Here is a 17,374-nt window from a genome sequence, read left to right as displayed (position 1 = left end):
TGTCTCTCGCCGCGCTCACATTCGCATATGCGAGACAAAGGACAAGCGCAATCAGGACATCGAAAAGCCCGCATGCGACGAAACGCCCAGGCGTTGCGCCAAAGGCACGGCGCGTCGAAACGAGCATGTTTCTCAAGGGCCGCTCCAGGCTTTTCAAAGGCTTGGCCGCTTCCGCCTCCCCGTCTCCGCCACCGGCCTTAGACTTGGGGCGACCGAACGGAGACAGCCATGGCCGATACGACCGCAAATCTGAACATGCCCTTCATCCTGCCTTCGCAGGCGCAGAAACACGTGACCCACAACGAGGCGCTGCTGCGGCTCGATGCGCTGGTGCATCTGACGATCATCGCGGAACTCGCGGACCCGCCCGGCGCATCCGAGGAAGGCGCCTGCTACCTGGTGGCGACCGGAGCGACCGGCGCCTGGGCCGGCAAGACGGGACGTGTCGCCTCCTGGCAGGACGGCTATTGGGCATTCCTGGCCCCACGCGTCGGCTGGCGGGCCTGGTTCGCCGCTCCCGAGAAGCTCAAGGTGTTCTCCGGCACGCTCTGGCAGGAGATCCCCCTGCCCGCCATCGGCCGCGTCGACGAACTCGGCATCAATGCGACGCCCGACAGCACCAACCGGCTCACGCTCGCCTCGCCGGCAAGCCTGTTCAACCACGCCGGCAACGGCCACCAGATCAAGGTCAACAAGGCCGCGTCGACCGACACGGCCTCGCTGCTCTTCCAGTCGAACTGGACGGGTCATGCGGAAATGGGCCTGGCCGGCAACACCGAGTTCTCCGTCAAGGTCAGCGACGGGACCACATGGAAGACCGGGCTGTCGATCTCGCCCAGCGGCCGTGTCTCGCAACCCAACCAGCCGGCTGCCCGCGCTTACCGCACCGGCACGAGTTTCACCCCGACCGCCGGCCAGCAGAGCGGCTTCACCACGCTCGCCCTCGATCGCGGCGGCGTTTCGCTGGGCGGCGCGGTCGGTGGCGGCGGCAACCGTGTCGTGGTGCCGGCCGATGGCGTTTATCTCGTCGCCCTCAATCTCGCGGTGCTCTCGTCGTCCGGCCATGCGACCAGCCTGATGCTCAATGCAACGCAGACACTTATTCTGATGAATGGCGCCGCCGGTGGAGCACAAATGCAGTCCGCAACGGGAATTTTTTCCTTTTCCGCGGGAGATTACGTGACGCTCGGGCATGCAGGAACGGCACAACTGGAACTGGGCGCCGGAAAAACGGAATTATCTTTGGCGATGCTGCAATAACAGCAATCGCTAAAATTCTATTCATCCTTAATAGACGGTTAACTTGGCTGATGACTCCGGACTGGAGGTATTCTATTAAGAGCGACCGCCGCCCTCAGGGCTTCGGGCGTAGGGTGGGGTGGCTGGTTTTGAGTGTTCCTGATCTGCATGACGACGCCACCGACGGATCGATGGGCTGGCGCCACATCGAGCCGCCAATCCTCATCAGGCATTCGGTTTTACCCCGTCAATCCGGCGGCAGCCTTCGGGCGCAGCTCGCGGCAAAGCGGGCGATCGACATCGGCGCCTCGCTCTCCGCACTGATCCTGCTCCTCCCCCTGATGTTGCTCGTCGCGCTGGCGATCCGCATCGACAGCGACGGGCCGGCGCTCTTCACCCAGATGCGCTGGGGCAAGGATGGCCGCAGGTTCCGGGTCTACAAGTTCCGTTCGATGCGCACCAATCTCGGAGATGCCCGTGGGATAACCCAGACGATCAGAGACGATCCGCGCATCACCCGCGTCGGCGCCCTCATCCGCAAGGCCAATGTCGATGAACTGCCGCAACTCCTGAATGTCCTGAAAGGCGACATGTCTTTGGTTGGGCCGCGTTGTCACGCGATCGACATGCTGGCGGCCGGCATTCCTTACGAGGACCTGGTTCCGGACTATCATCGCCGCCATTCGATGCGGCCGGGCATGACTGGTCTTGCACAGATGCGCGGTCTTCGCGGCCCGACGGACCGTCCCGGCAAGGCGCGCGCCCGTATCGCATGCGACCTGCACTACATCGACAATTTTTCCGTTTTCCTCGATCTGCGTATCATGCTCGGCACGCTGCTTGCCGAATTTCGGGGCGGCAAAGGCTTCTGACCCGCCACATTCAAGCGACCGCCCAATCGCCGAAACGCCTTCTTTTCCCGGACAATCGGCCCCTTTTCGTCTTGCCTTAGGACACGCGGCGCGATTGTTGCCACAGTCGGAACAAATGCTGCTGCCTGTTTAGTCAAATATTAAAACTGGGCAGATAGGCTCACCGACGTGGTCTTGCGTTGTGTAGAGAGTCCAATGACCGAATTGATACGTCCCCGAGTGAAATATGTCATCGGCCCCGATGGCAGCCCCCTGACGATCGCCGATCTGCCGCCGGCCAATACGCGCCGCTGGGTCATCCGGCGCAAGGCAGAGGTGGTAGCCGCGGTTCGCGGCGGCCTGTTGAGCTTGGAAGAAGCCTGCGAGCGTTACACGCTTACCGTCGAGGAATTCCTGTCCTGGCAATCCTCCATCAACGACCATGGCCTGGCCGGCCTGCGCACCACACGTATCCAGCAATATCGCCACTGACGCCGAAATCGCGGGCGTCAAACCCGCACCGGAAACCAAAAGGTGCCGCTGCAACGAACGCAACGGCACCTTTCGGTTTCTGAAAGACGGCTCAATGCTGCCCGGATCCGATCCGGGACAGCGACGGCAGCAGCCCGGCGATGATGGCCGAGGCGGCGTAGAACCAGAGGCCCGGCTGCGAGACCGCAACAGCCAGGCCACTGCTCTTTGCCGCAAACACCACGATTGCCACCAGCATCACGTCCATCATCGACCACTTCGAAAGATGCGGCATCGCGCGGCGGAAGAATCCTGCCTCCGCCGCCCGTCCGGAGAACTGCATCGCCAGCCCGGCGAGCTTGACGATCGGAAAGACGATCGAAAACAGGCCGACCACCAGCGATAGCGCCAGATCTCCCTCCCGGAACAGCACCGCGACAAGCTCCAGCAGAGACGGTGTTTCGCTGAAGAAATACAGCCGCTCGAATCGGATGATCGGCAGGAAAAGCCCGAGCGCTAGGAAGATTGCAGCCAGCACGAGAAGAAGCGGCCGTAGCCAGTTCATCGCTCTCTCCGTTGACGATGTGTCACCCTTGGGTCGGCCGCGCGCCTATTTCCCTTCGGCCCTTCCCGTATTACATCATCGGCGGAAGCACAAAAGCGGGGTCATCATGAATATCACCCACGAAGAATCGCGATCGGGCGGCCGTTATCTGGCCGAAGTGGAAGGTCACCTTGCCGAAATGACCTATTCGCGCGCATCGCCACAACTTGTGATCGTCGATCATACCGGCGTTCCCGGCGAACTCCGCGGCAAGGGTGTCGGCCAGGCCCTGGCGTTGCATGCGGTCGAGGAAGCCCGCAAGGGTGGCTGGAAGATCATACCGCTCTGCCCGTTCTTCAAGGCGCAAGCGGAACGCCACCCCGACTGGCAGGACATTCTTCGTTAACACGGGATGCCGAGCCCGAATCAAAAACGCTAACGAGAGCCGAAAAATACGGAAATGGGGGCCCGGCGCCGCGGCACCGCCCCAGATTATGGCATTTCCGTCGATGATGCCGCCCGACTTTGTTAAGCCCGGGCGCGCATTCCGCCATCGCGCTCTTCGAGCGCCGAAGCCTTGGCGAATTCCGCTTCCGCTTCCTCAAGCGCCAGTTCGGCACTTTCCTCCTGGACCTTCAGCTCGCGAATCGAGACCTGAAGATTGTCCGCACGCTGGCGGGCTGCCTTTGCAAAGGTCGGATAAGCGAAGTGATTCCGGTCGGTAATGCCGGATTTCTTCTCTTCCAGAGTGATCTGATGCTCGAGTTCTTTAGACATTCTCTCGAATTCGGCCATCATCATCTGCAATTGCTGCAGTTGACGGCGCTTTTCGGTGACCTGAAAGCTTTTCAGGCGAACCATGCTGTCACGCGACTTCATACGCAATACTCCGTGGATAGCGAGACCCAGGCCCGTGTATCCGGATTGGTACACTCCGGATCAAAAAATTCTCGCGACGTTAATAAATTGGGCGTCGCGTTAACCTTTCGTTTACGGGCATCATTAATGATAAACCGGATCGTTTAAGGGTCGGTAAATGCCAGGGCCTAAATTGGCCGCGACAATGTATGAGTCGAATGAATCACTTAGCGGAATTTCCTCATCCGCTGATTCAATCCTGGTGATGGCCAAACTTGAAGGGAAAACAGGTTGCTACTAATCTTGCTTAACGAAATCATGAACCTTGCCAGGTTGAATCATAATTTGTTAACCATTTAGTGGCAGCTTCCAAATCAGGCTCAGTCTGGATCCGTATCGAGTAAGGGGGCAAAAATACCTTACGCGGCGGTAAAGGGGAAAAATATGCGGGTTCTACTCATCGAAGATGACAGCGCGACTGCCCAGAGCATCGAGCTAATGCTGAAATCGGAAAGCTTCAACGTCTATACGACCGACCTCGGTGAGGAAGGCGTCGACCTCGGCAAGCTCTACGACTATGACATCATTCTCCTCGACCTTAACCTGCCCGACATGTCGGGTTATGAAGTGCTTCGCACTCTGAGGCTTTCGAAGGTCAAAACACCGATCCTTATCCTGTCCGGCATGGCCGGCATCGAAGACAAGGTCCGTGGTCTCGGTTTCGGCGCCGACGACTACATGACCAAGCCCTTCCACAAGGATGAACTGGTCGCTCGCATCCACGCGATCGTCCGCCGTTCCAAGGGTCATGCACAGTCGATCATCGTCACCGGCGAACTGATCGTCAATCTCGACGCCAAGACCGTCGAAGTCGGCGGCCAGCGCGTTCACCTGACGGGCAAGGAATACCAGATGCTGGAGCTGCTCTCGCTCCGCAAGGGTACCACGCTCACCAAGGAAATGTTCCTGAACCACCTTTACGGCGGCATGGACGAGCCGGAACTGAAGATCATCGACGTCTTTATCTGCAAGCTGCGCAAGAAGCTCGCCAACGCCGCCGGCGGCGCAAACTATATCGAAACCGTCTGGGGCCGCGGCTACGTGCTGCGCGAACCGGAGGCGGAATACGCCGAAACCGCCTGAGCTGCCTGAAAATCCCCTTTCGAAACGTCCGCCTGGTCTACCCGGCGGACGTTTTGTTTTGAGCCGCCTACGGACCCAAAACGAAACGTGACGGGAACGGAAAAGCGGCCGCGGGGCGGGCCACCATGGGTCGAACGGATGTCGCGGAGCGGGAATCAGGCGGCCTGCGCCAGCGCCGAGAAGACGGACGTCAGGATCTTGCGATCGAATGGCTTCAGCAGAAAATCGTCCGCACCGGCGCGCTTGCCGGCCATCATCTTCTTCAGGTCCGCTTCGATGACGCAATAGAAGATGCGGATGTTCTTGCCGTTCGGCATCGCCCGGATGGTGCCAATGAGTTCAAGCGCGCCTTCAAGCGCTGCATCGACGATCAGGAAATTGGGAAGCTCGGCATTGCAGCGCGTCGTCGCCTCGCGCGCTGTGGCTGCCTCGACCACGAGGAAGCCCAGTTCCGACAGGATTCGCTTTCCGACCGTGCGTACGATGTCCGATCCGTCGGCAATCATTAAACGCTGCATCGTATCCCCTTGACGCTGAGCCCGCTCTGGTTCCGAGCATCTATCATTAAGGGGATGGCACTAATGAATGGTTACCCTCGGGCACCAAACAACTACAGATCGTCTCAAGCAGCCACGGTTTCGGCGATGAAAACGATCTTGTCTTCAGAAACCACATGGCTCAGTTCCATGCCGGATTCTTCCGCGAGCAGCACCGTGTAATAGGGCTGGATCGAATGAGCATCGATCGGCTCTTCGAGCGTACCGCTGGCGATCTCGACGAACTTGGCCGGCACGCGCATCATCCGTCCCTTGATGGTCAGGATGAATTTCGCGTCGTATTCCGGATTTTCCAGCGTCACGTCGATCGAGCCGCCGCGGGGAATGCCGGCATAGGCGACCAGGAAGAGGTTGAGGAGCAGCTTGACCCGGTTCTTGGCGATGATCGCCCGCGGACCGTTCCAGGTGACCTCGGTCTTCTTTTCGGCGATGGCAAAGTCCTTGGCGGCCTTCTCGGCCTCGCCCGTATCGATCGAGGCGCCGACCGAACCGGAAGCACCGAAGGCGAGCCGCGCGAACTTGAGGCGTACCGAGGCATTCAAGGCGGAGGTGCGGATGAGGTCGAGCGCGTCGCTATCGGCCGCACCTTCGTCGAGAAGCTCGAGGCCGTTGTTGATCGCGCCGACCGGGGAGATCACGTCATGGCAGACACGGCTGCACAGAAGTGCCGCGAGATCTGGCCCGGCAAGGGTAAGATTCGGATTCTTCGGCATGTAGGTCTCCTGTTTGGGAATGCTCCGCCCGTGTTCGCCTTGCCATCTGAAGGTTGCGCGAGGGTGTAGCACTGTTCCTGGTCATAATGACACCATATTTGGTAAACCGATTATTAAGATCATGGCTTCAAAATGTCCCGGCCTTAAGCATGACGCAAAAGGCGTGCCCCTGGATGATACAATCATGGATCTGACAATGCGCATCCACACCCATTCCGCCCTCGCCCGTTTCGCAGCGACGGTGTTTGCCGTGATCGCAGCCGTGGCGGTCTTTGCAGGCCCGGCATCCGCCCAGCAGGGCTCCAACCAATATTCGGCCCAGGAAATCGTCGATGCCGGCCACGGCTTCTTCGGCTCCACCAGCGGCGGCCTTGCCAAGGTCGTTGAGAACGCCTTTTCCCAATACGGCCTGCCGAACGGCTATATTCTCGGCCAGGAAGGCTCGGGCGCGTTCATCGCCGGCCTGACCTATGGCGAGGGCGAGCTTTATACAAAGAACGCCGGCCAGCACCCGGTCTTCTGGCAGGGCCCTTCGCTCGGCATCGACTACGGCGGCCAAGGCACCCGCGCGATGATGCTGGTCTACGACCTTCCTTCGGTGAACAGCCTCTATGCCCGCTTCGGCGGCGTGTCGGGCTCCGCCTTCGTGGTCGCCGGCGTCGGCATGACGGTCCTGCGCAACAACAACATGATTCTCGTGCCGATTCGCACCGGTCTCGGTGCTCGCCTCGGCATCAACGTCGGTTATCTGAAGCTCACCCAGTCACCGACCTGGAACCCTTTCTGAAATTCGCCATTTTCCCCTCGGGACACCGGAGGGAAATTCATGTTTTGCGCCACAGCGGCCGGTAATCCGGCCTTCAGCCTGAAGGGCGCTTGCCGGGTGAATGTGACCATGCTTAAACAGCCTGCGCATTCCCATCCAGACCGCGAAACGGCCTCATCGTGATCCAGTTTGCTCTTCTGTTCGGCTTGGGTTTCCTGAGCGCCGCGCTTGCGGTGATGCTGGTCGCACCGGCAGTCCACAATCGCATCGTGCGCTACACCGAAAACCGCATCAAGGCGACGCTGCCCATCAGCCCGCAGGAAGTCCGCGCCCAGCGGGACATGGCCCGTGCCGTCTATGCGGCAGAGAATGCCCGCACCAAGCAGGAACTGGTCCAGGAAAGGGACAAGGCGGTCGCGCTGCAGATCAAGAGCGACAGGCTGGCCGAGGAAGCCGCCCAATTGCTGTCCGAGATCACCGACCTGCGCGCCCAGATCGACACAATGGATGTCGAGGCTGCCGACGCCCGTTCGCGCCTGCGTCAGGAGGACAGTTATATCCAGCAGTTGAAGGCGGCGCTCGAAACCGCCGAGAAAACTGTCGCAGCCAAGGAACTGGAGATCGAGAAGCTCCAGCAGCGTCAGCTTCTGATGATCGCCGACGCCGACAATTTCCGGATCGATCTGTCCACCCGCGATACGGAGGTCGAGAACCTCAAATTCCGCGTCACCGCCTTGCGCGACGAACGGGATACGCTGCGCAACGACGTCCGGCAACAGACTGCCCGCGCCAAGGACGCCGAAACACGGCTCGCCCAGGAAGAGCACCGCGTCCAACGGCTCGAGGACAAGCTTGCCAAGGAAATCGCCGACCGTGCCGACAGGGAGACGGCGCTGGAACGCCGGCTTGCCGAGATCGGGCGGCTGCGGGACAAGCTGAAAGGCGCGAGTGCCGAAGCCCGCGATTCCAGCCGCGCCCTTCGCGATGCGGTGGCTGTCCGCCCGGTGATAAAAGCAACGCCGAAAAAGAAGATCACTCCGGAGGACATCAACCTGCGCGAAATTCCGCATGCTCCGCCTCCCAGACAGGCTCGAGTTTCCGGACAGCCGGACGTCGATCCCGTGGTGGCCGAATTGGCTGATGATGCCCGCAACCGGGCAGCGGCGCTCTCCGAACGCCTGCAGAAGGGCAGCGGCAGCGACGACGCCATCCGCCAGGAACTGGCCTCCATAGCCGCCAGCATGGTGGCCATGACGGCGGCATCCGAAGGATCGGTCTCGCCGATCCACAAGATCCTGTCGGGCAAATCCGGAAACGGCAACCGGGAGAGCCTGGCCGCGAGGTCGAAGAAGACGCTCGCAACCCGTCAGGACGCAAACACCTGAGATCTTTATAGACGACCCTGGGATAGGCGACCTTGGGCCATGGCGATCTCGTAGAGCGCGATGCCGGTCGCGGTTGCCGCATTGAGGCTGTCGAGGCCCGGCGCCTGGGCGATCCGCGCCGACTGGATGCGGGCAAGCACCTCAGCGGGCAGTCCCTCGCCTTCCGTGCCGGTGATCAACACCATGCGGTCGCAGGCTGGCACATCGCGGATTTCCACCGAACCCGCCGGCGAAAGCCCCCAGACGGCAAAACCACTCTCCATCAGCGCCGCCAGAATGTCCGACATCGTGCCGTGCCGCGCATAAGGCACCGACAACACCGCTCCGACGGAAACCCGCAGCGACTTGCGGTAGAGCGGGTCGCAGCAGCCCTGATCGAGCAGCACCGCATCGGCGCCGAAGGCGGCGGCGTTGCGGAAGATCGAACCGATATTGTCGTGATTGGAAATGCCGAAGGCAGCAACCACCAGCGCCTTTTCCGGCAGCGCGGCGACCAGTTCGGAAGCCGTCCTCTCCCGCCGGCGGCGTCCAAGCGCCAGCACGCCGCGATGCAGGTGGAAACCGGCGATCTGATCCAGCACCGCGGCCGAGGCCACGTAGACCGGAACATCTGCCGGAAAACCTGCGAGGATCTCCGAAACCCCCGCAACCCGGTTTTCGAGCAGCAGGATCTTCTCGGTCAGAAAATCGCCACCGGAACCATGCGCCGCGGCGAGCATCCTGAGCACCACCGTACCCTCGGCGATAAACCGCCCTTGCCGTCCCGTGAGGTCCCGCTCGCGGATCGACCGGAACTCGGCGATCCGCGGATCGTCCGCGTCGTCGATGCGGATCGGCGCCATTATTGCGGTATCGCCACCGTCACATCGGCGACGATGCGGCCGGCAGCGATATCGTAGATCAGCACCTTCTGGTCGCCGGTCAGCATTCCGTAGAACAGGATCTGGCTGCCGGAGAGCGATACGCCCTGCACCACGAAGCCGGCAGGCAGTTCCGCGGTTGCCGCAAGCGGCTGGCCGGCGGGCACCGAGAACCCGCCTGTCGAGGCGATCGTCCCGGGCGTCGCAGGCCGCTGCGTGACCTTGTAGACAATGGCGCCAAGGACCGCCATAAAGCAGACGAACAAGATCCCGCCCGAAACGAGTATCAGAAGCACCATCTTCCGGCGGATTTTCTCCATTGCCGGATCAAGCGGCTCTTCCTGTTCCTCGATTTCGGGTTGGGGCATGAGGGCGACGTCCTTGTTCTTGTCGAATGCTATCGGAATGATTGAATGAACGATCCCTTTAAAGAAGCCGAGCGCCCAAGGAAAGTCCTCACCGCCTCCGAAGAGGCCGAAGGGCGGCTGGATGCCTGGCTGACCTCGGTGCTGGACGGCGAGTTTTCGCGAAACCGGATCAAGGCGCTGATCGAACAGGGCGCCGTCAGCCTGAACGGCAAGGTCATCACCGAGCCGAAGAAGAAGATCAATGCCGGCGACACGGTCGAGATCGACCTTCCGGAACCCGAGGACCCGGAGCCGAAGGGCGAGGATATCCCGCTTGAGGTTCTCTACGAGGACGACGACCTGATCGTCATCGCCAAGCCGGCCGGCCTCGTCGTCCATCCCGGCGCCGGCAACTGGACCGGCACGCTGGTCAACGCGCTAATTTATCACTGCGGCGCGAGCCTCTCGGGCATCGGCGGCGTCAAGCGCCCCGGCATCGTCCACCGGCTCGACAAGGATACGAGCGGCGTCATGGTCGCCGCCAAGAACGATATCGCCCACCGCCACCTTGCCGACCAGTTCGCCGACCACGGCCGCTCAGGCCCGCTGGAGCGCGCCTACCAGGCGGTCGTCTGGGGTCGTCCGCGCGGGCTCAAGGGTACGATCGACGCGCCGCTCGGCCGCGCCGGCGACCGCACCAAGCGCGCCGTGCAGAAGGAAGACAGCAGCGACGCTCGCGAGGCCATCACCCATTACCAGGTGATCGAGCGCTTCCACGAAAAGCCGGATGCCACGGCGCTTGCCGCGCTGATCGAGTGCCGGCTGGAAACCGGCCGTACCCATCAGATCCGCGTCCACATGGCCCATATCGGCCATCCGCTGATCGGCGACCAGGACTATTCCGCCGGCTTCAAGACCAAGGCGAACCTGCTTCCGGATTTTGCCAAGGGCGTCGTCAACCGCTTTCCGCGCCAGGCGCTGCACGCCTTCCTGCTCGCTTTCGAACATCCCCGCACCGGCGAGGTGATGGAATTCGAAGCGCCGATGCCCGAAGACATGGCGGAGCTGATCGAAGCGCTGAAGGCATGAAACGGGTGGCTTGAGGCACTGTCGGGGAGTATATGACTCCACGACATTCACGAGGGCCCCATGAGCCAGTTCGCCGTCAAGAAGCTCCTCGACACGGACCTGATCCAGGTCCGCGACGTCGTGTGCGGCGGCGAATGCCGGCATCGCAGCGGCGAGGAATGCTCCCACGCGACGAGCCTTGTCTTCCCCTATCGCGGCGTCTTCATGCGCCATGTCGGCGGCGACGACACGGTGGCGGAAGCCAACCAGGTCCTGTTCTTCAACTGCGACGAGGCCTACCAGATCAGCCACCCGGTCGAAGGCGGCGATTCCTGCCTGAGCATGGACGTGCCGGAAGCGATGCTGGAGGAACTGGTCCCGGCCGAGCACCGCAATCCCAAGGGCTCGCGCTTCGTCTTCAACAAGCAGCGGCTGAGGATCGACGAACGCGCCCAGGCGCTGGTGGCGCTGCTGCGCCACAGCCTGATGCGCGGTGCGGCCGAGACGCTGGAAGCCGAGACGCTCGCCATGACGCTGGTGCGCCGTTCCGTCGGCGTGCGCACCGCACGCGCGGCGACCGCCAGCGCCGGGCGCCAGAAGCTGGTGGATCGCGCCAAGCTCGCCCTCTCCTCCGATCTGGCCCGCCGCTGGACGCTCGCCGAGATTGCCGGCGAAACCGGCGTCTCGCCGGTCTACCTCACTCAAGTCTTCCAGCAGGTGGAGGGCACGCCGCTCTATCGCTACCAGCTTCGCCTGCGGCTGGCCCGGGCGCTCGACCTGCTCGGCACCTATGACGACCTGACCGACCTTGGCCTCGAGCTCGGCTTTTCCAGCCACAGCCACTTTTCCTCGGCTTTCCGCCAGGCCTATGGCCGCACGCCGGCGGAATTCCAGAGATTTGCGGGCTTAAGATAGCCGGGCGCAAAGTCGCTAAAGATTCTGACAGCGGAAGACCCCGGCAAAATGTTTTTCTTCTCCCGTAACGTCCACATCGGGAGATGCCACCATGAAAGAGAACACCTGCGCCGCCTGCGACTGCGAACTCGATTCGACCCGGATCGCGGTGAAGATCGGCGGCAAGACGGTCGAGGTCTGCTGCGAGGAATGTGCCCAAGCATTGCGGGAAGCGGAAGTCGCAACCCGCACGGCCCAGGCCGCCAGCAAGTAAAATCCAGCACCGGTAACCGACATCGAGGCGGGCGGCAGCCGCCCGCCTCCTGAACGCCAGCCGCGGATCGGCCGGCATCCCTTCAGGAGAAAGATCATGAAGAACGAGAACCGGGCGGTCTTTGACCGCGCATCGGAACGCTACCACCTTGTCTTGGACCTGTCGCCTGCGGCGTGCCAACCGCCCGTTGATGCATTGGCCAGGTCATCGCTGCTGCAACGCGTCGTCGCCGGCATCGTCAGAAAAATTCGCCAGCGTAGCAACCGGCTGGCGCTGCTTGAGCTGACCGATGATCAGTTGAAGGATATCGGCGTCTCGCGCAGCGGGGCCTATGGCGATATCAGCCGCTACCGCCGCAGCGAGGCGCACGGGCTGGAACGCAAATGCCTTTGAAGTTCTGTAGAACTAGGCAAAGCAAAGACATGTCGAAATAAATCCGAGTCATGATCGGAATCATCGCGACTGTCCACAAGTCAAATCGCCGTCAAAGTTTTGCTTTATTTGTCCCTATTGCTGCAGTGCAAAATAAATGTCTGCACTACCAAAATAAATCTCCGGCCCAAGCCGTGCATCGTGCGCGATGTATTTATCAAAAGCACAACAAATAGAATAATGAGGGACGCGCACGATATGAACTCAAGCCTCCGGAAGTTCATCTTTCATGACCTGCAGACGATCGAGGGCTATATCGACCCACCCGACGCGCTGGTTTTCCTGAATCTTCTGCAGGCACAAAAGAAAAATGGGTTAGGCGGGGGCATTGCCGAGATCGGCGTCTTTTACGGACGCTCCTATTTCCTTATGAAGAAGGTCAATAACGGCGGGGACAAGATCCTGGCGATCGATCTCTTCGATATCGGCCAGGCGTCGGACGGGGCGCCGACGCAATACGGCCAGTTTCTCGCCAATGGTCGCCGGCTGGGTCTGGACGTGGACGAGGAGCTGATCATCAAGGGTGACAGCACCCTGATGCAGGCCGACGAGATCACCAGCAAGGTCGGCCGCACCCGCTTCTTCAGCATCGACGGCGGCCATACGCTGCAGCACATCACGGCCGACAGCCGGCTTGCGACGGACACGCTCGCCGACCACGGCATCATTGCCTTCGACGATACGTTCAATCCGGCCTGGCCGGAGGTGACCGTCGGTGTCGCGGACTTCCTGCGGGAGCGCAAGGACACGTTCTCGACCTTCTGCATGACCAAGTACAAGACCTATGTCTGCCGCAAAGAATTCCACGAATTCTATTTGAAGGTGATCGCCGAGGCCGCAGACCTCATCGCCTTCGACCATGTGGAAACGGAATTTCTCGGCTCGAAAGTAGCACGGTTGCACAATCCGATGAGCCGTCGCATGGTCTATGAACTGATGGTACGGTCGGGCATGCGGGCCTTTTCGGAGCGCGTCTATCGGTAGGCGCAGTCCGCCACGGATTCGCTGAAAATCTCGGCGATTTGCCCTTGTGACGAGGACAACCCCATCCTGCCCTTCACCTTTTCGGTGTCTTGTGAAAGCCATTCGGATTTGCTCTATTTCCGATTGCATGGCTGCGCGGACCGGATATGCGCCCAGCCACGCAATCATTGAGGTCGTTGGCTGTCCATCGACGTCTTCCAGGGCGAATAGGCGGGAGGGCATGTTGCGGATTGGGGGATGGCATCGGCGATACCGGCTGTCTATATCCGGTCGATGGCTCACGGCCGCTCTCCTGTGGCTCGCGCCCATAACCTCCGTGCCGGCATTCGCGCAGGAGGTCGCCGTCGCCACGCCGGGGGAAAATTTCCGCGAGAGCTATGACGAAAGCGCTGCGGTCTCAGGAGGCGTGGTCGTCGGCCTGAGGCTCGGCGATACGCCCGGAAAGCTCGATCCCGAAAACGTACGCTTCGCCATGACGCAAAAAACGCTGGTGTGCGTCCGCGCCCTCACCCGCGACGGCCGCTACTCGGCCAACAACGAATATACAATCACGAGTACGCAGACGGCGAAAAGCGTCCGGATTTCTCCGGTAACGCGAAAACATAGAGCAGCTCTGTCCGGCTACGACGGCAGGGACTACGCTCTCAAGGTCTTCGAGGCGAAAGGCAGCGACTGCATTCCGGATGGCGCGCTGCATTTCCCCCAGCTCGGAACCGGCGCGAACGCCGATGTGCTAACCATCATGATCAATGCGAGCTCCCGAAGGGTCACCCTGGAGGCGCCGGCAGGCGCCAGCGACATCGCCTGCGGCGCCCCCGCGAGCGGAGCGCGAATCGCCTTCGACCAGGAATGCCGGGTCAACGTTCGCGGCGTCCAGGATGAGAACGCCCGCTTCGTTATCGCCATGGATGACGGCTTCGCGACCGAAAAGGAACCGGTGCTCGTATCGCTGAGACGCAATAGATGAAGATCGTGGGCAAGCGCGTTTCGACCGGAGCGAAATGGCTGGCAACCAAGGTCGCCAAGTACCTGACTACGAAAGGCGCGACGAACCTGATCGTCATCGCGCTTATCCTGACCTCCATCGCATTCCTCGCGCTTCGGCAACTGTCCAGATCGGAGCTCTATGCGTCCGTCGATGCCGTGTCCGAACTGGTGCGCTACCGCGCGGTCAGGCCGCTGATCGCCACGATCCCGCTGACCAATGCGACGCTGATCGCGTCGGCGGAAGGCTGCGTCGCATTGGCCGGCGATCCTTCACCGCGCGTCACCGGCCTCTTGCAGCCCTCGGAAGGCGCTATCGTCAGCTATCGCGCCGGCGCCGGCCGGATCGCCATTCAGATCGTCGGCGGCAGGCTTGTCAGCGAAAAGGGAACGAGGGTCGCGGCCACCTTCCAATCTTCTGGCAGGGCAGACTGCGACCTCGTGGAGCCCGTGACGGTGCGGATCACCAACGCCGCCGAACTGGTCCGGCCGCTACCGATCGCCGGCCCGGCCGATATCGGGCAGGAATTCGGCGTGCCCGTCATGCCGACCGGGACGACTTCCCGCATCTACGACATCCTGTGGGAAGGGCGCGTCAGGGTCTTCAACCGCACCTATTTCAGCGAACTACTAGTGCCCGTGGCGGACGCCGAGTTTCCGCTTCCCATCGGCAGCCGCCTGTCCGGCGGCGATAACCTGGACCCGAAGCAGCCGGTTGATCCGGCGATTGCCGCCTGGTACGGCGCAGCGATTCCGGTCGAGCAAGGATTGCAGGTTTCGGCGACGACCATATCGAACACACTTCAGCTCTACCGGCCCGGCACCCGCCGGGATGAGATGGAAACGCTCGGCCTCAGCCTGCTGACCAGCACATTCGCGGATTCGCACGCAATCGTCATTACCGGCTTCGTCATCGTCTTCGGCGGCGTGCTGGCAGCGGTCGCGAGCTGGATGGGCCTTTGGCGGGATCCGGAGAAGAAGCAGTAATGAGGCGCTTTACCCGTCCAATCGGCATTGCATTGGGCCTTGCGGCTCTGCTTCTCTCCGATGCCAGGGCGGAACCCGTATCGGTCCGCTCGCGCAATGGCGAGATCGGGCAGGCCTGGCTGTTCGGCTCGGCAGGCATCAATCCCGGCGAGTGCTGGCTCGCCGTTCCCGCCCATGTTGTCGCCTCGCCGGAAACCAAGGAGTTGCAGCCGTTCTTCTTCACCGATCGGAATGCGGTGGGCGGAGAAAGCGTACGACCGGTCTCCGGCGCCATCGATGCTCCAAAGACGCCCATGGAGGAGCGCGCCGCCGACCTCGCCTTCGCCCGCGTCGCAAGCGGACGCAAGGACGGCGCCTGTCTGTCCCGGCTCGGCCCGCCGACATTCGTCTACAACAACCTGCTCGCTTCGGCTCCGCGCATGAATGTCTTCAGCATGCTGAGGACCAGCTACGGCAATTTCGAGGTCGCCCTGAAGCGCGGCGGCGTCGACGAGTATGGCGGTGCCATCCTGCAGTTCCAGGTGCCGGATGCATCCGACAAGGGCTTTCTCCAAAAGGGGCTGAGCGGGGCGATCGTGATGAGCGAGCGTTCGGGAAGTCCGGTACCTTTCGCGATGATCACGCGGGTACCGGCCGACCAGTCCGGGGTCATGGCGATACGCTTCGACTACATCCGCGAGCGGTTTGCAGCCATCGACAGCAACGACTCCGCCAAGCGGCGCGGTAGCCGCGCCGCAGCGGATGGCGTGCCCTATACCGTGCTTGGTTACGTCGCCCTGCTTCTCAAGGGCAGCGACGGCCCCTCCGCTCTCCAGTCCGGGTCCGGCTGTTTTCGGGCCGCGGCAGATGGCGGACGCGGCGACGTCGAACTGACGATCGAACTCGCCGACACGCTCGACCGGGTCGAGACGATAGAGTTCCAACACCAGGGGAACTGCACGGGCGGCATGAGAACCTTCTGGGTCGAGGAGCGACGGCCGGGAGACAGCGCCTGGAACTATGTCGGCAAATGCCAGACCGGCAGCGCCGGAGCATCGCCCTGCCGCGTCAACCTCAACGGGCCTCGGCAGCTTCGCCTGCGAATCGAGGCGAAGGAACCGGTGAACCTGTCCGGCCTGAAGCTTCGCTGACCTCCGCGCGTCAAAGCAGCTTGGCGGACACCGCGAAAGGCCAGGCGTCGGCGCATTGGAACGTTCCGGCAAGTTCGGAACCGGCCTTCAACTGGATGTTGAGCGAACACTCCCCCTGCGGCAGGTTGGCTCGTCCGAGCCAGTTCAGGCGGGAGCCGACAATGGTCGTCTTTCCCTTGTAATTGTTGTTTCGGTCATTGAGGCCCACCATCGGATACCAGACTGAATTGCTCGTACCCGGTTCGGCTCCGTCGATCTCGAAGACCAGGCCGTTCTGCATCAGCTGCCAGCTGCGCATGATGTACGAGCGCTCCAGTTCGGCCATCTTCTTCTCGTTGCCGGACGCTGCCTTGATGGCCGCCGTGAGCTGGGGCGGGATCTCCACCGAGAAGCGGATCTGCGGCAGGGTCGCCACGGCGGTGCGCAGTCCGAGATTGCGGATATCGGCATTGTCGCTGTCGAGCGCGAGGCGGGTACAGATGCGCTGGATGGCAGCGTCACCCCCGGCGACCGCCTTCTCTACATAGGCAAGCCGCAGGTCCGGATCCGGATCGTTACATTGCTCCCGCCAGGCCTTGAGCTCTCCGGCCCGATCCTGAGCATCCTGCGCCAATGCCAGCGTCGGCGCAGCCAAAACGAAAAAAATCGCCAGGCCACTGGCGCGGCGCATCCTGGAGGCACGTTTTTTCATAGCTCTTGTCCCCTCGTAGTAAGCCGTTGCTGGCCCAGATCCCCTCCCATGGTTAAATTGCAAGTCGGGCGCTTTCAATACCAACAATTGAAGCAGGTATATTACCAATACGTAATGATATAACGCTTCTGTGATGACTTGAATCACTGTTCTGCCGTACTTATCTGTCACTTGGGTCGGTGCGGGGTCGAAAATG

Annotated in this window: 22 protein-coding genes; 15 read left to right on the top strand and 7 right to left on the bottom strand. The window is 61.6% G+C overall.

The genetic code is table 11. The features are described 5' to 3' along the window. The first annotated feature begins 228 nt into the window (after positions 1 to 228). The 3 genes from ACZ9EJ_RS03575 to sciP all read left to right on the top strand — a co-directional run bounded on the left by ACZ9EJ_RS03575 (position 229) and on the right by sciP (position 2,582). Entirely contained in the window at positions 229 to 1,260 is a 1,032-nt protein-coding gene (locus tag ACZ9EJ_RS03575; RefSeq protein ID WP_046640828.1) for a DUF2793 domain-containing protein, read from the top strand. Between the two features lie 128 nt (positions 1,261 to 1,388). Beyond that, a complete protein-coding gene (locus ACZ9EJ_RS03570) occupies positions 1,389 to 2,111 on the top strand; it encodes a sugar transferase (protein WP_046640829.1) in 723 nt (240 codons plus the stop codon). A gap of 195 nt (positions 2,112 to 2,306) precedes the next feature. Continuing rightward, on the top strand, positions 2,307 to 2,582 hold the full coding sequence (gene sciP, locus ACZ9EJ_RS03565) for a CtrA inhibitor SciP (protein ID WP_007769470.1): 276 nt from the start codon (positions 2,307 to 2,309) through the stop codon (positions 2,580 to 2,582). Between the two features lie 91 nt (positions 2,583 to 2,673). On the opposite strand, the gene ACZ9EJ_RS03560 is transcribed toward sciP, so the two are convergent. Then, positions 2,674 to 3,126, bottom strand: coding sequence for a paraquat-inducible protein A (locus ACZ9EJ_RS03560; RefSeq protein WP_046640830.1), 453 nt, complete (start codon positions 3,124 to 3,126; stop codon positions 2,674 to 2,676). Positions 3,127 to 3,232: 106 nt separating this feature from the next. On the opposite strand from ACZ9EJ_RS03560, the gene ACZ9EJ_RS03555 reads away from it, so the two are divergent. Continuing rightward, positions 3,233 to 3,511: a GNAT family N-acetyltransferase gene (locus ACZ9EJ_RS03555; protein WP_046632258.1), complete on the top strand. Its 279-nt coding sequence runs from the start codon at positions 3,233 to 3,235 to the stop codon at positions 3,509 to 3,511. Positions 3,512 to 3,633: 122 nt separating this feature from the next. Here the strand turns inward: ACZ9EJ_RS03555 and ACZ9EJ_RS03550 are convergent, their stop codons facing one another. Further along, positions 3,634 to 3,984 carry a hypothetical protein gene (locus tag ACZ9EJ_RS03550; protein WP_046603647.1) on the bottom strand — a complete coding sequence of 117 codons (351 nt, stop codon included), beginning with the start codon at positions 3,982 to 3,984 and terminating at the stop codon, positions 3,634 to 3,636. 423 nt (positions 3,985 to 4,407) lie between these two features. On the opposite strand from ACZ9EJ_RS03550, the gene ctrA reads away from it, so the two are divergent. Beyond that, positions 4,408 to 5,106: a response regulator transcription factor CtrA gene (ctrA, locus tag ACZ9EJ_RS03545; RefSeq protein ID WP_007769464.1), complete on the top strand. Its 699-nt coding sequence runs from the start codon at positions 4,408 to 4,410 to the stop codon at positions 5,104 to 5,106. 155 nt (positions 5,107 to 5,261) lie between these two features. Here ctrA and ACZ9EJ_RS03540 read toward each other — a convergent pair whose 3' ends face one another. Both ACZ9EJ_RS03540 and chpT read right to left on the bottom strand, forming a co-directional pair. Beyond that, on the bottom strand, positions 5,262 to 5,624 hold the full coding sequence (locus tag ACZ9EJ_RS03540) for a response regulator (protein ID WP_046632256.1): 363 nt from the start codon (positions 5,622 to 5,624) through the stop codon (positions 5,262 to 5,264). Positions 5,625 to 5,728: 104 nt separating this feature from the next. Beyond that, positions 5,729 to 6,376: a histidine phosphotransferase ChpT gene (gene chpT / locus ACZ9EJ_RS03535; RefSeq protein ID WP_046632254.1), complete on the bottom strand. Its 648-nt coding sequence runs from the start codon at positions 6,374 to 6,376 to the stop codon at positions 5,729 to 5,731. Between the two features lie 184 nt (positions 6,377 to 6,560). Here chpT and ACZ9EJ_RS03530 point away from each other — a divergent pair, with 184 nt between their 5' ends. Further along, positions 6,561 to 7,163: a DUF1134 domain-containing protein gene (locus ACZ9EJ_RS03530; RefSeq protein ID WP_370649817.1), complete on the top strand. Its 603-nt coding sequence runs from the start codon at positions 6,561 to 6,563 to the stop codon at positions 7,161 to 7,163. Positions 7,164 to 7,321: 158 nt separating this feature from the next. Then, positions 7,322 to 8,527 carry a coiled-coil domain-containing protein gene (locus tag ACZ9EJ_RS03525; protein ID WP_046632252.1) on the top strand — a complete coding sequence of 402 codons (1,206 nt, stop codon included), beginning with the start codon at positions 7,322 to 7,324 and terminating at the stop codon, positions 8,525 to 8,527. 5 nt (positions 8,528 to 8,532) lie between these two features. On the opposite strand, the gene ACZ9EJ_RS03520 is transcribed toward ACZ9EJ_RS03525, so the two are convergent. Next, positions 8,533 to 9,369 (bottom strand): TrmH family RNA methyltransferase, encoded by an 837-nt coding sequence (locus ACZ9EJ_RS03520; protein ID WP_046632250.1) that lies wholly within the window; start codon positions 9,367 to 9,369, stop codon positions 8,533 to 8,535. Then, positions 9,369 to 9,755, bottom strand: coding sequence for a hypothetical protein (locus ACZ9EJ_RS03515; protein ID WP_046632248.1), 387 nt, complete (start codon positions 9,753 to 9,755; stop codon positions 9,369 to 9,371). Before ACZ9EJ_RS03515 ends, ACZ9EJ_RS03520 begins: the two co-directional genes overlap by 1 nt. A 45-nt stretch (positions 9,756 to 9,800) precedes the next feature. Here ACZ9EJ_RS03515 and ACZ9EJ_RS03510 point away from each other — a divergent pair, with 45 nt between their 5' ends. From ACZ9EJ_RS03510 to ACZ9EJ_RS03475, 8 genes are all read left to right on the top strand, one after another. Then, entirely contained in the window at positions 9,801 to 10,823 is a 1,023-nt protein-coding gene (locus ACZ9EJ_RS03510) for an RluA family pseudouridine synthase (RefSeq protein ID WP_046632246.1), read from the top strand. A gap of 60 nt (positions 10,824 to 10,883) precedes the next feature. Continuing rightward, positions 10,884 to 11,717 (top strand): helix-turn-helix domain-containing protein, encoded by an 834-nt coding sequence (locus ACZ9EJ_RS03505; RefSeq protein WP_046632244.1) that lies wholly within the window; start codon positions 10,884 to 10,886, stop codon positions 11,715 to 11,717. A 91-nt stretch (positions 11,718 to 11,808) separates the two neighbouring features. After that, a complete protein-coding gene (locus ACZ9EJ_RS03500; RefSeq protein ID WP_251091011.1) occupies positions 11,809 to 11,970 on the top strand; it encodes a hypothetical protein in 162 nt (53 codons plus the stop codon). A 96-nt stretch (positions 11,971 to 12,066) separates the two neighbouring features. Then, positions 12,067 to 12,363 carry a DUF1127 domain-containing protein gene (locus tag ACZ9EJ_RS03495; RefSeq protein WP_046632242.1) on the top strand — a complete coding sequence of 99 codons (297 nt, stop codon included), beginning with the start codon at positions 12,067 to 12,069 and terminating at the stop codon, positions 12,361 to 12,363. 237 nt (positions 12,364 to 12,600) lie between these two features. Further along, the gene (locus tag ACZ9EJ_RS03490) at positions 12,601 to 13,386 is read left to right on the top strand and encodes a class I SAM-dependent methyltransferase (RefSeq protein ID WP_046640904.1); all 786 of its coding nucleotides are present in this window, start codon (positions 12,601 to 12,603) and stop codon (positions 13,384 to 13,386) included. A 316-nt stretch (positions 13,387 to 13,702) separates the two neighbouring features. Further along, positions 13,703 to 14,353 (top strand): hypothetical protein, encoded by a 651-nt coding sequence (locus ACZ9EJ_RS03485; protein WP_046632240.1) that lies wholly within the window; start codon positions 13,703 to 13,705, stop codon positions 14,351 to 14,353. Continuing rightward, the gene (locus ACZ9EJ_RS03480) at positions 14,350 to 15,357 is read left to right on the top strand and encodes a hypothetical protein (protein ID WP_046632238.1); all 1,008 of its coding nucleotides are present in this window, start codon (positions 14,350 to 14,352) and stop codon (positions 15,355 to 15,357) included. The genes ACZ9EJ_RS03485 and ACZ9EJ_RS03480 overlap by 4 nt, the downstream gene beginning before the upstream one ends. After that, on the top strand, positions 15,357 to 16,487 hold the full coding sequence (locus ACZ9EJ_RS03475; protein WP_046640831.1) for a hypothetical protein: 1,131 nt from the start codon (positions 15,357 to 15,359) through the stop codon (positions 16,485 to 16,487). Before ACZ9EJ_RS03480 ends, ACZ9EJ_RS03475 begins: the two co-directional genes overlap by 1 nt. A 10-nt stretch (positions 16,488 to 16,497) precedes the next feature. Here ACZ9EJ_RS03475 and ACZ9EJ_RS03470 read toward each other — a convergent pair whose 3' ends face one another. After that, the gene (locus tag ACZ9EJ_RS03470; RefSeq protein ID WP_251091013.1) at positions 16,498 to 17,178 is read right to left on the bottom strand and encodes a hypothetical protein; all 681 of its coding nucleotides are present in this window, start codon (positions 17,176 to 17,178) and stop codon (positions 16,498 to 16,500) included. Positions 17,179 to 17,374: the final 196 nt, after the last annotated feature.

The organism is Neorhizobium sp. USDA 3394 (assembly GCF_056280385.1).
Note: the sequence above shows the minus strand (reverse complement) of the source record. Positions and strands in the feature narration are given on the sequence as shown.